This window comes from Oceanobacillus sojae (assembly GCF_007991515.1).
GTDB classification, from domain to species: Bacteria; Bacillota; Bacilli; order Bacillales; family Amphibacillaceae; genus Oceanobacillus; species Oceanobacillus sojae.
Genome location: NZ_BJYM01000007.1, coordinates 150,757 through 166,274 on the forward strand (window position 1 = coordinate 150,757; position 15,518 = coordinate 166,274).

Genomic DNA, 15,518 nt, shown 5'->3' on the forward strand with positions numbered 1-15,518 from the left:
CCGCTTAAAGGGGAAGTTTAAAAAGTACGCTTTACCAGCCTTTTTGAACACACTTCTATAACGATACAGGGTATACTAGAAATGAATTTGGAAAAAATGATTTAGAGAAGATGAAGGGAATGGATGATTGTGAAAATAAAGCTGCCGCAGCCATTTACATTTGAAGCTGGAGAGCGTGCTGTCTTATTATTACACGGATTTACAGGTCATTCTGCAGATGTCCGTATGCTTGGACGGTTTTTAGAAAAGAAAGGCTATACGAGCCATGCGCCAATTTATCGCGGGCACGGGCTCCCTCCGGAGGAATTAATTAAAAGTAATCCGGAACAGTGGTGGGCAGATGTAAAAGCCGCATATAACTATTTGAAGGATTTAGGTTATAAGGAAATTGCTGTAGCGGGTCTTTCTCTTGGAGGGGTATTAGGTTTAAAACTTGCTTATTCTGAGCAAATTAAAGGTATGGTATCTATGTGTGCACCGATGTTTTTTGATAATGAGGAGCAGCTAACGAAGGGTTTTCGGGAGTTTTCCAGAGAGTTTAAACAGCTCGAACAAAAGGATGAAGCTGTTATTGAAGAAGAATTGGATACATTAATGGAAAATTCCAAGGAGCTGTTTAAGGGTGTAGGAGCTACCATTAAAGAAGTAAAATCAAATATTGATATGATCTATACACCAACTTTTGTTGTCCAGGCAGAAAAGGATGAAATGATCAACAAGGACAGTGCTAATTATATTTATAATAATGTAGAATCTACACAAAAAGAGATTAAGTGGTACCCCAATTCAGGTCATGTTATTACAATGGATAAAGAAAAGGAACAGCTTCACGAAGATATCTATATGTTTTTAGAAAACTTAAATTGGGAAGTATAAACTATAAAGCAGGAAAGATAAATAGAAAGAAGGTGAGACAATGAAAGAACGAATTTTAGATTATATTAAAGAAAATAGTACCAAACCCTTGTCTGTACAAGAATTAGAAGAGTCCCTGGGATTAGAGGAAGCATCAGAATTTAAAGAGCTGGTCATTGCTCTGAATGAACTGGAATTAGAGGGAGAGCTTGTCCGGACAAGGAAAAACAGATTTGGACTTCCTGACAAAATGAATCTCATTAAGGGAACCATTCAAATGCATGCAAAAGGTTTTGCCTTTCTTATTCCGGAAGATGAAAATGAAACGGATGTTTATATCCATGCAAATGATATGGAATCTGCAATGAATAAGGATAAAGTACTTGTACGTCTGGAAAAGAAAGATACAGAAGGCTCCCGCCCGGAAGGAAAGGTTATACGTATTTTAGAGCGTGCAGTAGTTACTGTTGTCGGTACATTTGAGGATAACCGTTCCTTTGGTTTTGTTATTGCTGATGATAAGCGGATTCCAAATGATATTTTTATTTCTAAGGGACATACACATGGAGCTATCGACGGTCATAAAGTACTTGCACGCATTACTAAATATCCGGAAGGAAGAAAAAGTGCAGAAGGAGAAATTATTCAGATTCTGGGTCATAAAAATGATCCGGGAATTGATATTCTTTCCATTATTTATAAGCACGGTATCCCGATAGATTTTCCGGAAGAGGTAATAGAGCAAGCAAATGAGGTTCCGGAAGAAATTGATCCAAATGATATACGGGGGAGAAAGGATCTGCGGGATGAAGTTGTCGTTACGATTGATGGAGCAGATGCCAAGGACCTTGATGATGCTGTAAGTGTCAAACGTCTTGATAATGGAAATTATGAGCTCGGAGTTTATATCGCAGACGTCAGTCATTATGCGAAGGAAGGTACACCGCTGGATAATGAAGCATTTGAGCGGGGAACAAGTGTTTATTTAGTCGATCGAGTGATTCCGATGATTCCTCATCGCCTATCCAATGGTATCTGTTCCCTTAACCCCCAGGTTGATCGTTTAACACTGGGATGTAAAATGGAGATTAATACAAGTGGACAAGTTGTTCATCATGAAATTTTCCAAAGTGTTATTAATTCGAATGAACGAATGACTTACTCTGATGTGAATAAGATTTTAGTAGATAAGGATGAAGAATTACGCAAGAAATATGAACCGCTTGTTCCGATGTTTGAGAATATGGAAAAGCTTGCAGCTATTTTGCGCGGGAAACGCTTTGGACGAGGCGCTATTGACTTTGATTTTAAAGAAGCAAAAGTGCTTGTCGATAAAAAAGGCCATCCGACTGATGTGGTCATTCGCGAACGCTCCGTCGGGGAGAAATTAATTGAAGAATTTATGCTGGCAGCGAATGAAACAATTGCTGAGCATTTCCATTGGATGGATGTACCATTTATCCATCGTATTCATGAGGATCCGGATGAAGGGAAGCTTGAGAAATTCTATGAATTCTTAGCTGGACTTGGCATCTCAGTAAAAGGAACAGCTAACGAAATCCATCCGCAGCAGCTTCAAAAAGTGCTGGACTCCATTAAAGATGAGCCAGAGGAAATGATTGTATCCAAGTTAATGCTACGTTCCATGCAGCAGGCAAAATATTCGCCACATAGTGTTGGCCATTTTGGCCTGGCAACGGATTTTTATACACATTTCACATCGCCGATCCGCCGTTATCCGGATTTAATTGTACATCGCTTAATCCGCACTTATTTAATTGAAAACAAGATGGATAAGAAAACGATGAAGCATTGGAAGGATCGGATGCCGGAAATTGCCCGCCATACTTCAGAAATGGAACGTCGGGCAGTAGATGCCGAGCGTGATACCGATAATATGAAGAAAGCAGAATTTATGAAAGATAAGATTGGTGAAGAATTTACCGGCATTATCAGCTCTGTAACGAATTTCGGTATGTTTGTCGAATTGGAAAATACGGTAGAAGGGCTGGTTCATGTCAGCTATTTGACAGATGATTACTATCATTTCGATGAGCGCAGTCAGGCGATGATTGGCGAACGGACAGCTAAAGTATTCCGTGTTGGAGACGAAGTGGATATTAAGGTGGCTGATGTAAACCTGGAGGAATACACAGTTGATTTTGAACTGACATCCTTAGGTTCACCGCGCAGGAAGGAAAGAAAGGACAAGTCTTCCAGACGGGTTATCCAATCTTCACCAAAAACGAAAGAAAAATCAAAAGCAAAGCCAAAAGTGAAGGGTAAAGCAAACCCAAAAGGCAAAGCAAATCTTAAAAATAAGAAAAAGAATAAACCAAAACGATAAAATCTCTGCCTAGGAGATTTTATCGTTTTTTCACACAGGGAGCAGAGGTTCATCAAATGAATGAAACTTTTGAGATAAGACAGGTTTTTTGGTAAAATATACAGAGGATTCATACGGGGAGAGAGCGAGATTTCTTTCCATGTGAACAAGAACTTTTAAAAGTTCGATGGAAGAGGATGATTTTAGATGCCAAAAGGAAATGGAAAAACCATTGCACAAAATAAAAAAGCTTCCCACGATTATTTTATTGAAGAAACGTATGAGGCGGGTATTGTTCTACAGGGCACGGAAATTAAGTCCATTCGTAACGGCAGAGTGAACATTAAAGATGCTCATGCGCGGATTGACAGAAAAGGGGAAGTGCAATTAATTAACTTGCATATCGCTGAATACGAGCAGGGAAATCGTTATAATCACGACCCGACCCGTTCAAGAAAACTGTTGCTTCATCGCAAGGAAATTGATAAATTAATTGGTCTGACTCAGCAGCAGGGGTATGCATTAGTCCCATTAAAAATTTATATTAAAAATGGTTATGCAAAAGTGTTAATTGGACTTGGAAAAGGGAAGAAAAAATACGATAAGCGTGAAGACCTAAAACGTAAGCAAATGAAGCGCGATGTGGACCGTGCTATTAAAGACCATATGCGTTAATCTGAAGCATATTTGACAATTTAGCATGATTTGTTATAATGGAAGGTACCCTGTTCATAGTATGCTGTTTATTGAACAGCTATTACTATAGAAACAAGGGATAACTGAATAATTAAAATGTGTTTAATTATTCCCTGTGATTTTTTTATACGGGGACGTTACGGATTCGACAGGGGTAGATTGAGCTCAAGTTGCACGTCGAGGTTACGGCTCGTAAAACGTTACGCCTAAATATAATTGGCAAAGAAAACAATCAACCTGTTTTAGCAGCTGCGTAAGTAGCCTAAAACGATCCTTCCTGCCATCGCCCGTGTGGCAGATTGAAGGGTCTCAAATGAAGCGGGCTATACTGCTATCCACCGTCTGAGGATGGGCAGAAGAACTTAATCAGACTAGTTCCATGAAAGCCTGTCAGTAGGCTGACATGAGAGCGAATGATAATATACTGACTAAGCGTGTAGATACTTGAGTGCCGATACTCTTGGACGAGGGTTCGACTCCCTCCGTCTCCATTTGGAGAATATGAAAAAGGGTTGTAAATGTTGATATATCAATGTTTTCAACTCTTTTTATTATTTTAGAACTGCTATTTTGTTACTGAGCTCAGAAATCAGGTTAAAAATATTATCTTAAACTATGTATATAAAAGGGGAGAGATATGTTGAAAGTCAGATTAAGCCCTTATAACCCTGATTGGGTAAATGAATATAAAAAGGAATGTAAGCGGTTAAGCGAACTGTTTGGTGATCTTGTCATTCAATTTGAGCACTTTGGCAGTACCTCTATTGTTAATATGAAAGCCAAGCCAGTCATTGATATGCTGATTATTGTTAAAAATATTGATAAAGTTGATCAACTTAACCCGTACATAAGAGAACTAGGCTATGATATAGCTGGTGAATGGGGCATTGAAGGCAGAAGATTATTGCGCAAAGGAGGCGAGGATAGAACACATCATATACATATCTATCAAGAAGGAAATGGGGAGATAGACAGACATTTAATATTCAGAGATTATTTAAGGATACATACAAAGGAAGCCGTTAAATATAGCCAGTTTAAAGAGCAGTTAGCAATGAAGTATCAGGATACAAACGAATACAGTAAAGCAAAAAGAAGCTATGTGAGTGAACTGGAGCAGAGAGCTTTGGAATGGTATAAAAAAGAGAAAGGGCACCTTTGATAAAAATTGAATGAGATAAAGGAACTTATGAAGGGGGCTGTATGGTTAACATAAGAGAGATCATCACTTCTAATCATTTACACGCAGAAAGCTATAAAGAATTAAAAGCAGGGTATTCATCTGCAAAAAAATATAAACTCTATTCTTCTGAAAATAATCCGGCATATTTATTGAAAATATATGATTTTGAAAAAAGAGATAGAATCAAACATGAATTTGAGCTGCTAAATCATCATTATCAAAATAAAGTTTTATGCCAAAAAGCAAAGCTGTTTGGATACAGTGAAAAAGAGTGGATATGCTATCTGATTCTGCCTTATATTAAAGGAATAAGCGGTGATATTGCTTTACCTGAGCTAGGGGAGCATTCACAGTATAAAATTGGCTTGCAAGCAGGGAGAGAATTAAGGAAAATTCATTTATTAACACCGGATATCACATTTAACTGGTATCAAAAAAGGTTCCAAAAATATCAAGATAAATTACAAATCTGCAAAAAATTCGGCCTGGCCTTTTATAAACAAAAATTTATAGAGGGTTATATTAATGAGAATATTGATATGTTAAAGAATAGCCCGGTGAGTTTCCAGCACGATGATTTTCATCCTCAAAATATTATTATAAAAAATGAGAAGTTAAACGGAATTATCGATTTTGATTCATTTGACTGGGGCGATCCATGGGAAGAATTTTTTAAGCTGCCGAAATACACAATTCAAACAAGCATTTATTTTGCTAAAGGACAGGTGATGGGATATTTTGATAATAAAATTCCGGATATATTCTGGCGAAAGTACAATTTATTTGTTGCTTTAAACCAGCATGCGAATCAAATCAGCGGTTACTTGAGAGGAAATTTGAAAGATGTGCAGGAGAGAACGCGTTATATCATTGAAACACATGATTTTAATAATAATAATCCACCTGAATGGTTTGTGAGATGCAGTATTTGACGATCTGCAATGTACAGAGTTTTACAATATTGATTAGTAAAAGGGGGATCACATCTTAGAAGCAGATAAAAATGTGCGGCCCTTTTAAGGTTCAAAATTATTCTTTGCTAAAAAAAAGCATCCCCATGTTATCTGTATTGTTCTCTTTCAAATTCAGAATAAAATTCACCAGTTTCAGCATTAAATAAGACATATTTCATGCTTTTTAATGCTTTGTCCCATCCAACTACTTTTATCACCACTGTCCCATTTTTAGGATCATTTGTAACTCCGAAGTTATATCCTTTTGCAAATAGGTCGCCTGGATATAAGTCTGTTAATTTTTTTGCTTTTTCTAAGAGTTCAGGGCTGTCATGTTTGATTTTTGATAAGTCATCAATAAAATGATTTTCTGGATGAATGATGCCTTCATCAGGTAATTCTACGTGTTCATTAATTTTTGCGTCATGTATGTTTACCAAATAAAGGCGGCTTGTATTAGGTACTCCAAAAGTTATGTTCCAATATCTCCGTTTTCCATCAGCTCCGGTTGGTTCTTTATCATATCATTATCAACACTGGTCCCTTCAATTAATTTAGCTTTTTCATCCCATTTTATAGCATCTGAATAAGCTAAATCGATCGCTTGTTTTATCGTTATGGAAGGAGGTAATTCTTTTGAAGAACTCGTTTGACTACTACAACTACTAAGAATTAAACAAAGACTAATAAATAAAAATAGGCGGATTTTTTTCATGAACTAACCTCCATGTATGTTAAAATAACTTAACAAGTATTGTATTTAAAGGAAATTTCAGAGAACATTTGAACAATAAAAAGAATATTTATTAAGTTAAAAAGGAAGGTAGTTCTATGGATAAAAAAGTATATGAAGAATTCGCTGAATCGCTCGTGAATGCCTATAAAACTCCGGGAGCAATCGTTGCATTGAACAATCAAATTTACGAAAAAGGGTTCGGGTACCGGGATAAGGAAAATGAATTACCTGTAACGGCTGACACGATTTTTGGAATTGGAAGTACCACAAAATCAATGACTAGTATCGCAATTCTCCAGCTGCAAGAAAAGGGAAATCTATCCGTCGATGATTATATTAAGGCATATATACCTGAGATTACATTTAAAGGAAGTGATGAAATAACGCTTCATCACTTGATGACTCATACGTCCGGCATTCCGCCATTAAACACACTTTTTTACGCAAATAAGCGGTCAATGGAAAGAGATGGCTCATTCGATGTGCAGATCAAATTGGGCTTACCTCTTGAACGGGAGCAGGACAGTATTGATACGTATGACGAATTTATAGGTTATTTAAATAGCCTGTCATTTGACCTGCTTGACGAGCCCGGAAAATCATTCAGCTATTCAAACGACGGCTATGCCTTGCTTGGTATCATTATTGAACGTGTTAGCGGGCTGCCATATGAACATTATATAGAGAAAAATATCTTTACTCCTCTCGGGATGAAAAGCAGCTTTTTGGATCCGAATCAATTGGACGAGCAGGCAGCACGGCAGTATGATATTGACCCGACAGCTGAGACACCGGCTATTAAATACTCACCTGAATGGTGGGATGCCCCAGTAATGTGGGCAGCCGGTTATGTTAAATCAACTGCGAATGATATGCTTCGTTATAGTGATGTCTTTTTAAACAAAAGCAATGGTATTTTAACGGAAGAAAGTCTTACTGCAATGACCGCTCAATATATTGAAATAGAGCCTGGCCGGTATTATGGTTATGGAGTTATGATTACACCTGACTTTTTTGGTACAACGCTTATTGAACATGGTGGAGGGATTAAAGGCGTGACGGCACATTTCGCAGTGCTGTCTGAGAAAAATATTGCCGCTATCTGTCTGACGAATATTGCAGGTGCCCCTGCGGAATCTCTTCTGAGAGGAGCTCTGCAAAGCGAAATGGATATAGCACCAGATAAAAAAGCTGCTAAATATGATGATTATACACTTAGCGAAGCAGATTGCAAGGCTATTACTGGAGTCTACAAATCTAATGAGGGACAAACAATTAAGGTTTATGAAAAAGATAAAGCAATTTTTGTAGAGATCCAGGGAGCTCAAATACCAACGCAAGCCGTCAGCAGCAGAGCGGTGACAATTACCATGCAGGGCACTGATTTCCTGTTGCAGTTTAAAGACGGACGCCTTCACTTTGGATTTAGACAACTTCTAAAAAGTGAATAGTTTTACAAATATATAAAGCTAAAAGATACAGAATGAACATTAATTTGGCAGGGTTGCCTGGAGGTTAAGGCGACCCTGCTTTGTCATAATAAATGATGGCATATATTTCACCGATTTAATTTTTTCCTAAAGCACGCCCTTTCAATTAAACAACTTTTCATCAAGTCACTCAAAACCAGACACAAACTGTTCAAAAAATCAATGCAATTCAAAAAAAGAATATGCTACACTAACTGTAGAGGGATTTACTTCTTAACTAAATATAGGCTAAAAAAGCAAAAAATTTTAATTACCATTGTGAAACAATTCACAATTTATTTTTGGGATGTCATGTGAATTACTTCACAAAAATTGGAGGATTATGCCATGAAGAGAAAGCTCGTAATGATTGGAAATGGGATGGCTGGAGTCAGGTGTATCGAGGAAATTTTAAAAAGAAATAAAGAGACTTTTGAAATCACTATTATCGGAGATGAACCTTATCCAAACTACAATCGGATTATGCTTTCACATGTTTTACAAGGAAAAACAGAGGTCTCTGAAATTAATATGAATGATTGGGAATGGTATCAGGAAAATGAAATTACACTGTTTACCGGTGAAAAAGTAACGGAAATAAAAACGGAAGATAAAAAAATGAAGACAGATAAAGATAGAGTTATTCCTTATGATGAGTTAATTATTGCAACTGGATCCAGCGCATTTATTTTACCTGTACCTGGAAGCGAGCTGGAAGGTGTTATCGGCTTTAGAAACATTCAGGATACAGAATTTATGATTGACACGTCAAAGCGCTATAAAAAAGCAGCTGTGATTGGCGGCGGACTCCTTGGATTGGAAGCAGCCAGAGGATTAATGGATCGGGGTATGCAGGTTCAGGTTGTACACCTGATGCCAAGACTGATGGAGCAGCAATTAGATAACCCTGCAGCTAAAATGCTTAAGAAGGATTTAGAAGCACAGGGAATGGAATTTTTAATGGAAAAGCAGACAGCTGAAATTTATGGAGGGGAACGGGTGGAAGGAATCACATTTTCAGATGGTTCGTCTATCGAATGTGACCTTGTAGTGATGGCAGTTGGGATCCGGCCTAATGTTGTTTTGGCAAAACAGGCCGGGCTGAATGTCAATCGGGGTGTCGTCGTGAATGATCAGATGCAGACTTCAGTTCCTTCTATTTATGCAATAGGGGAGTGTGCTGAGCATAACGGTATCACCTATGGACTGGTCGCACCACTTTATGAGCAGGGGATAGAGCTTGCGAAGTATTTAACGGGAGAGAATACAGCCGGGTATCACGGCAGTATTTTATCTACACAACTAAAAGTTGCGGGCTGTGATTTATTCTCAGGTGGAAAAATTGAAGAAGATGAAAATACAGATGCAATTATCGTTCAGGATCAGTTTTCGGGTGTGTATAAGAAGGTTCTTGTTTCAGATAACAAAGTAGTCGGTGTCGTGCTTTATGGTGATGCTTCAGACGGAACCCGGCTGTTCAGCATGCTGAAGAAAGAAACAGATATCAGTGATTTTACAAGTGCTGCAGTCCTGCAAAAAGCTGGTGAAGATGCATCAGAAGAGATGATAGCTGAGATGAGCCCGGATGAAACAGTCTGCGGCTGTAATGGTGTCACAAAAGGAACGATTGTTCAGGCTATCCTGGAACAGAATTTAAAATCATTTGAGGAAGTAAAAACCTGTACCAAGGCTGGCGCTTCCTGCGGGAAATGTAAGGGTGTTGTGGAAGGTATCCTCTCAAATACGCTGGGAGACAGCTTTGATCCGGCTGCGGTAAAAACTGGAATGTGTGGATGTACAATGCTGACGCGGGATGAAGTCGTTGCAGAAATCAAAGAGAAAGGTCTGCAATCTCCAAAAGAAGTCCGTAATGTACTTGGATTTGCAAATGAAGAAGGCTGTCATGTCTGCCGTCCTGCGCTCAATTATTATATGAGAATGATTAGACCGGGAGAATATGAAGATGACAAAGCTTCCCGTTTAGTAAATGAGCGGATGAACGGTAATATCCAAAATAACGGTACATTCTCTGTTGTTCCACGAATGTACGGCGGAACAACAACTGGCGATGACTTAATCCGGCTGGGGGAAGTTGCGAATAAATATAATGTACCTTTAGTAAAAATTACCGGTGCAAGCAGAGTTGGATTATACGGAGTGAAAAAAGAAGATGTACCACAAGTATGGGAAGACCTTGGCATGCGATCAGGATATGCTTATTCCAAATCATTGCGAAATGTAAAATCCTGTGTCGGCGCTCAGTTTTGCCGTTTCGGAACGCAGGATTCTCTGGGATTGGGAATTCGTTTAGAGAAAGAGTTGGAGATGGTAGACACTCCTCATAAAATGAAAATAGGTGTGTCAGGCTGTCCACGTAACTGTGCAGAAGCATTAACCAAAGATTTTGGCGTTGTCTGTGTCGAAAACGGATTTCAGCTTTACTTTGGAGGAAATGGCGGAACAGAGGTCCGCGAATGTGACTCCTTTACAACCGTAAAGACGGAAGAAGAAGTAATCACCATGGCGACGGCTTTTATGCAGTATTATCGGGAAACTGGTATTTATAATGAAAGAACTGCTCCTTGGGTCGATCGGATAGGAGCGGAAAATATTAAACTTGTTCTTTTAAATGAAAAACAAAATACTGCACTGATAGAAAGATTCCATCATGCAAAAGGTACGTATGAAGAAGCTTGGAGCAGCACACTTAAAAATAGAAAAGAAAAAGAGCTGTATGAAATTGTGAAAAAATGAACAATGAGCTGTAGGAGAGTATAGTACTTTTGACAAAGGGAGGTTCTTATTATGGAAGCCAGTAAAGAGAAGATAAAAATCATTAAATTGGAGGATTTGCCAAAACAAATTGGAAAGGAAATCCATGTGGACGGAGAGGCTATAGCTCTTTTTCATCTGACTAATGGAGAGGTTCAGGCAATCGGAAGCAGATGTCCGCATGCCGGCGGCCCTTTAGCCGAAGGAATTGTCTCTGGAGGATTTGTCTTTTGTCCACTGCATAACCGGAAAATTTCATTGCTCACTGGAAAAGTGCAAGCACCGGATGACGGCTGCGTAACTGTCTATGAGACAGAGATTATTGACGGTTATGTACACATAACGGTGTAGATTATGGAAAAGCCAAAAGGATTTGTTTCATTCGTCGGTGCCGGCCCTGGGGATACAGGGCTGATGACTGAAAAAGGAATTCAATGTTTAAATAAAGCGGATATCATTTTGTATGATCGTCTGGCAAACCCGAGACTGCTGCGCAATGCGAAGGATTCCTGTGAATTTATTTATTGCGGGAAGCTCCCAGAGAGACATACGATGCGGCAGGAGAAGATAAATAAACTGCTCGTTCAATACGCGAGCAAAGGGTGTTATGTTGTCCGCTTGAAAGGTGGCGATCCTTCCGTTTTCGGAAGAGTCGGCGAGGAGGCGGAAGAGCTTGCCGCTAATCATATTGCATTTGAAATAGTTCCTGGTATTACTTCCAGTATTGCGGCAGCAGCCTATGCAGGAATCCCTGTTACTCATCGGGATTACAGCACCAGCTTGACGCTCAGAACGGGGCATACCTGTAAAAGTAATGCGGCTTTGCATGGTGACGGACAGCTGTTGGGAGATACGATTGCCTACTATATGGGCATGAAAAAAATGCTGGTTAATTGCAGAGAATTGATTAATCAGGGAAAGCCGGCTGACACCAAAGTAGCTATTATCCAGTGGGGGACATTAGGAAAACAAAAAGTGGCCGAGGGAACATTGGAAACCATTCAAGCCATCATTGAAAAAGGACATATTGAAAGTCCGGCGATGATGATTGTCGGCGATGTTGTTGAGCTTAGAAAGAAGCTTATCTGGTTTGATAAGAAAATGTTCAGTGGAAGAAGAATTCTTATTGCCAAAGCATCCGGAAGTCCATTTTCTATGGAGGATTATTTTACAGAGCTCGGAGCAGAAGCTTATTCCTTTCCAATATGGAAGCAAAAGATTCATTCATTTACAAAGGAAGAATTAAAAGTGATTATGCATGCGAATCGGCTCACTTTTACAAATGCATCAAGTGTAGATATTCTGTTTCGTCAATATACTCAGGCCCATTATGATATTCGTGATCTGCCTCGTAATATAGAATACCGGACGGAGCAAACCAAAAAAGCGTTGGAAGCAAGAGGAATTATGGCGAACAAAGCGGAGATCAGCGATGCATCTTCGATAGTGATTGGTTCACAATCGGATATATGTCCTGAAAAGGAACCTTATTCTACTCATGAGTGGCTGGCTGATAAACGTTTTGATGAGATTAACAAACGAATGTTAATGGAAGAAGATTGGGAAACGGTTATTTTTCCAAATAAAGCAGCGGTAACCAGCTTTATAAAAGAGTTAAAGAAGCTTGACGTGCATCATCTATTGGATATTCAGTTTGCATATATAGGAGAGTCTGTAAAGGAATACGCCATGGAGCATGGGTTTAGTGTTATTGATGAAGCGGTTCAGTCGGAATTAAAACGAATGAATTGGAGGGATTAACATGTTTGATGCAGTGGTTTATATTGGTCATGGAAGCCGGCGTGAAGCAGCGAATGCTCAATTTAAGAAGTTTATAGAATCAGTGATGCAGGAAGTAGATTATCGGAACCAGGAAATTGCTTTTTTAGAATTAACAGATCCACCAATTTCTGAGACACTTGAAAAATTAATAGCTGGAGGAGCAAAACGCTTTTTAGTTGTTCCTATCCTTCTTTTTTCAGCACTCCATCATAAATTGGATATTCCAGAAGAACTACGTGCTGTTCAAAAGAAATATCCTTTTATATCATTTAAAATGACAGAACCATTTGGCACGCATCCATATATGGTTGATCTTGTAGTGAAACGTATTAATGCTGAAAAGAACGAGCAGGATACAGCAATTTTACTTGTTGGCAGAGGAAGCAGTCATCTTGGGCCTGTTCAAGGATTGCAGCAGATTGGAAGAAAAGTTGAGCAGAAATTGGGTATTCCTGTGTATGCAGCTTTTCTAAAGCTTGGCAAACCTAGTATGGAGGAGGCAATGGCCTTCCTTCCCTATAGATATAAAAAAGTCTATGTAATGCCTTATCTATTATTTACAGGTCTGCTGCTTGAAAAAATAAAACAGACTGTCTTCAACTCAAAAGATACCTTTGATATCTGCCGAAATTTAGAATTTGATGAGCTGATGAAAAAAACATTAATCAAACGGATGGAGGAAGCCTGTGATGGAGAAGCTGTATCCGGTAATGATGAATCTGAGCGGAAAGAAGGCAGTAATTATCGGAGGAGGAAAAATAGCTCTGCGTAAAGCAAAGGGGCTGGCAGAGACTGGTGTTAAAATAGTAGTTGTCAGCCCAGGTATACGGAAGGAGTTATTTAAACTTCATGATGTGGTGTGGAAGCAGAAAGAATTTGAAGCAAAAGATTTAAAGGGAGCACATCTTATTTTTGCAGCGACAGATAACAAAGCAGTGAATGAGTATGTTTGCCAGTGTGCTGCAGCGAATCAGTGGGTTAATGATACGAGTAAGAGTGAACGGTCTGATTTTATTACTCCGGCAGTGGTCAAACGGGATAAGTTCATCCTGGCAATTTCCACATCCGGTGCAAGTCCGGAGCTCGCCAAAGAATTGAAAGCTGAACTGGAAGTCCGCTATAATAACACCCTGGGTTATACTGTAGACATGTATGCAAAGAGGAGGAATAAAAAATGATGGAGACAATAACCACTTTCGGTAACACCGCTGTTTCCAAGGTGAAACAATTGAATCATAGTAAAAGTAAGTATCTCATTATGACCATGCTGGCAGGCTTTTTCGTGGGACTCGGTATCATTTTGATTTTTACTATCGGCGGTATGCTTGCTCCGACAGGTTTTGCTGGAACATCTATTGTAATGGGAGTATCCTTTGGAATAGCATTGAGCCTGGTCATTATGGCTGGATCTGATTTATTTACGGGAAACAATATGATTATGACGATTGGTTTTTTAACAAAAAAAACAAAGATTTTAGATGTGCTGCGTATTTGGGTGTTCAGTTATTTTGGTAATTTTGCCGGAGCGATTATTGTGGCCGGATTATTCTTTTATTCTGGACTTGCAACGGGAGGAACGGCTGATTTCATTATTTCCTCAGCAGGAGCAAAGATGAATGGCGCGTTTATGGAGCTGTTTGTCCGTGGTATCTTGTGTAATATTCTTGTCTGTCTTGCAGTATGGTGTTCTGTGAAGCTGAAGGATGAAACAGCAAAGCTTATTATGATTTTCTGGTGTCTATTCGCTTTTATCACATCTGGATTTGAGCATAGTGTGGCAAATATGACTGTATTGACAACGGCCTTAATGATTCCGCATCCGGAAACAATTTCCCTGGCCGGACTTGCTGCAAATTTAATTCCTGTATCCTTAGGTAATATTGTCGGCGGAGCTGTTTTTATTGGAGCTGCTTATTGGTATGGAATCACACAGAAAAATTCGCATGTGCAGTCTGAGTCTGCTGTTGACCAGAAATTTAAGAAAGAAGCATAAGTATTTAAGCAAAGGTATGTTGCTCATTGGAAAATGAGTATCATATCTTTTTTTGTTGCAGGGCACAATAGATTATTACATATACGTGTACTGTTCAGGCAGGAGTTATATCAATTATGTAGAAATGATTAAAGAGGGGACAAACAGGTTGGAATACCTGTAGAAGGGAGGAGACAACATTGACTAATGAACAGGAAGTATTGTTTAATCAGCTTTCTGCATATCGGGCCGATGTTTTGACAGCTGTGGAAGGAATATCAAGTGAGCAGGCAGAGGTAATACCTGGGAATTTTAATAATAATATCCGCTGGAATCTGGGGCATATTTACCTGGATCAATTTCTGTGGATCGAGGCATTAACGAAAGAGACCTCTGAAGCAACAAGGTATTTTAATAAGTGGTTCGGTTTTGGAACTTCTCCAGAGGATTTCACCTCAGAAACACCAGCGTTTGAACAGCTGGTGAGTTTATTAAGAGAGCAGCCTGATGTTATTAAGAAACAATATAAAGATCGGCTGACCGAAGAATTTGCACCGATTGATATGGGGATGTATACAGTTGAGCAGGTATTAATTCGTACTATTTTCCATGAAGGGATGCATTTGCAGGCAATTATGGATATTAAAAAGTGTATCAGACAGCATGATTAGAGCACAATAAAGGTATTTCATCTATAAATACATCAGTTAAATAAAAAGGATATAGTATATTTTGAAGAGTTAATATGCTATATCCTTTTAGTCAGCTTAATGG

Annotated in this window: 15 protein-coding genes and 1 other RNA gene; 14 read left to right on the forward strand and 2 right to left on the reverse strand. The window is 38.9% G+C overall.

What is annotated here, in order from left to right; all coding sequences use genetic code 11:
• Nucleotides 1-129: 129 nt before the first annotated feature.
• From OSO01_RS09985 to OSO01_RS10010, 6 genes are all read left to right on the forward strand, one after another.
• On the forward strand, nucleotides 130-876 hold the full coding sequence (locus tag OSO01_RS09985; protein WP_147210359.1) for an alpha/beta hydrolase: 747 nt from the start codon (nucleotides 130-132) through the stop codon (nucleotides 874-876).
• 40 nt (nucleotides 877-916) lie between these two features.
• Nucleotides 917-3,202 (forward strand): ribonuclease R, encoded by a 2,286-nt coding sequence (rnr, locus tag OSO01_RS09990; protein ID WP_147210289.1) that lies wholly within the window; start codon nucleotides 917-919, stop codon nucleotides 3,200-3,202.
• 186 nt (nucleotides 3,203-3,388) lie between these two features.
• Nucleotides 3,389-3,856 carry an SsrA-binding protein SmpB gene (smpB, locus tag OSO01_RS09995; protein ID WP_077601995.1) on the forward strand — a complete coding sequence of 156 codons (468 nt, stop codon included), beginning with the start codon at nucleotides 3,389-3,391 and terminating at the stop codon, nucleotides 3,854-3,856.
• A 151-nt stretch (nucleotides 3,857-4,007) separates the two neighbouring features.
• Nucleotides 4,008-4,371: a transfer-messenger RNA gene (gene ssrA, locus OSO01_RS10000) on the forward strand.
• Nucleotides 4,372-4,517: 146 nt separating this feature from the next.
• Nucleotides 4,518-5,039, forward strand: a complete 522-nt coding sequence (locus OSO01_RS10005; protein WP_147210360.1) for a GrpB family protein — start codon at nucleotides 4,518-4,520, stop codon at nucleotides 5,037-5,039.
• A 41-nt stretch (nucleotides 5,040-5,080) separates the two neighbouring features.
• Complete coding sequence (locus OSO01_RS10010) at nucleotides 5,081-5,992, forward strand: aminoglycoside phosphotransferase family protein (RefSeq protein ID WP_147210290.1); 912 nt, start codon at nucleotides 5,081-5,083, stop codon at nucleotides 5,990-5,992.
• A 128-nt stretch (nucleotides 5,993-6,120) separates the two neighbouring features.
• Here OSO01_RS10010 and OSO01_RS10015 read toward each other — a convergent pair whose 3' ends face one another.
• Together OSO01_RS10015 and OSO01_RS10020 are read right to left on the reverse strand one after the other, a co-directional pair.
• Entirely contained in the window at nucleotides 6,121-6,453 is a 333-nt protein-coding gene (locus OSO01_RS10015; RefSeq protein ID WP_147210291.1) for a hypothetical protein, read from the reverse strand.
• A 32-nt stretch (nucleotides 6,454-6,485) separates the two neighbouring features.
• Nucleotides 6,486-6,728, reverse strand: a complete 243-nt coding sequence (locus tag OSO01_RS10020; protein ID WP_147210292.1) for a hypothetical protein — start codon at nucleotides 6,726-6,728, stop codon at nucleotides 6,486-6,488.
• Nucleotides 6,729-6,844: 116 nt separating this feature from the next.
• Between OSO01_RS10020 and OSO01_RS10025 the strand changes: the two genes are divergently transcribed.
• The 8 genes from OSO01_RS10025 (at nucleotide 6,845) to OSO01_RS10060 (ending at nucleotide 15,415) form a co-directional block, all read left to right on the forward strand.
• On the forward strand, nucleotides 6,845-8,200 hold the full coding sequence (locus OSO01_RS10025) for a serine hydrolase domain-containing protein (protein ID WP_147210293.1): 1,356 nt from the start codon (nucleotides 6,845-6,847) through the stop codon (nucleotides 8,198-8,200).
• A 366-nt stretch (nucleotides 8,201-8,566) separates the two neighbouring features.
• Complete coding sequence (gene nirB / locus OSO01_RS10030) at nucleotides 8,567-10,972, forward strand: nitrite reductase large subunit NirB (RefSeq protein ID WP_147210294.1); 2,406 nt, start codon at nucleotides 8,567-8,569, stop codon at nucleotides 10,970-10,972.
• Between the two features lie 51 nt (nucleotides 10,973-11,023).
• The gene (nirD, locus tag OSO01_RS10035) at nucleotides 11,024-11,341 is read left to right on the forward strand and encodes a nitrite reductase small subunit NirD (RefSeq protein WP_147210295.1); all 318 of its coding nucleotides are present in this window, start codon (nucleotides 11,024-11,026) and stop codon (nucleotides 11,339-11,341) included.
• 3 nt (nucleotides 11,342-11,344) lie between these two features.
• The gene (cobA, locus tag OSO01_RS10040; protein WP_147210296.1) at nucleotides 11,345-12,751 is read left to right on the forward strand and encodes a uroporphyrinogen-III C-methyltransferase; all 1,407 of its coding nucleotides are present in this window, start codon (nucleotides 11,345-11,347) and stop codon (nucleotides 12,749-12,751) included.
• 1 nt (nucleotide 12,752) lies between these two features.
• The gene (locus OSO01_RS10045; RefSeq protein ID WP_147210297.1) at nucleotides 12,753-13,544 is read left to right on the forward strand and encodes a sirohydrochlorin chelatase; all 792 of its coding nucleotides are present in this window, start codon (nucleotides 12,753-12,755) and stop codon (nucleotides 13,542-13,544) included.
• Nucleotides 13,462-13,950 carry a precorrin-2 dehydrogenase/sirohydrochlorin ferrochelatase family protein gene (locus OSO01_RS10050; RefSeq protein WP_147210298.1) on the forward strand — a complete coding sequence of 163 codons (489 nt, stop codon included), beginning with the start codon at nucleotides 13,462-13,464 and terminating at the stop codon, nucleotides 13,948-13,950. Before OSO01_RS10045 ends, OSO01_RS10050 begins: the two co-directional genes overlap by 83 nt.
• Entirely contained in the window at nucleotides 13,947-14,765 is an 819-nt protein-coding gene (locus tag OSO01_RS10055) for a formate/nitrite transporter family protein (protein WP_147210299.1), read from the forward strand. Before OSO01_RS10050 ends, OSO01_RS10055 begins: the two co-directional genes overlap by 4 nt.
• Nucleotides 14,766-14,944: 179 nt before the next feature.
• Nucleotides 14,945-15,415, forward strand: a complete 471-nt coding sequence (locus tag OSO01_RS10060) for a DinB family protein (protein ID WP_147210300.1) — start codon at nucleotides 14,945-14,947, stop codon at nucleotides 15,413-15,415.
• Nucleotides 15,416-15,518: the final 103 nt, after the last annotated feature.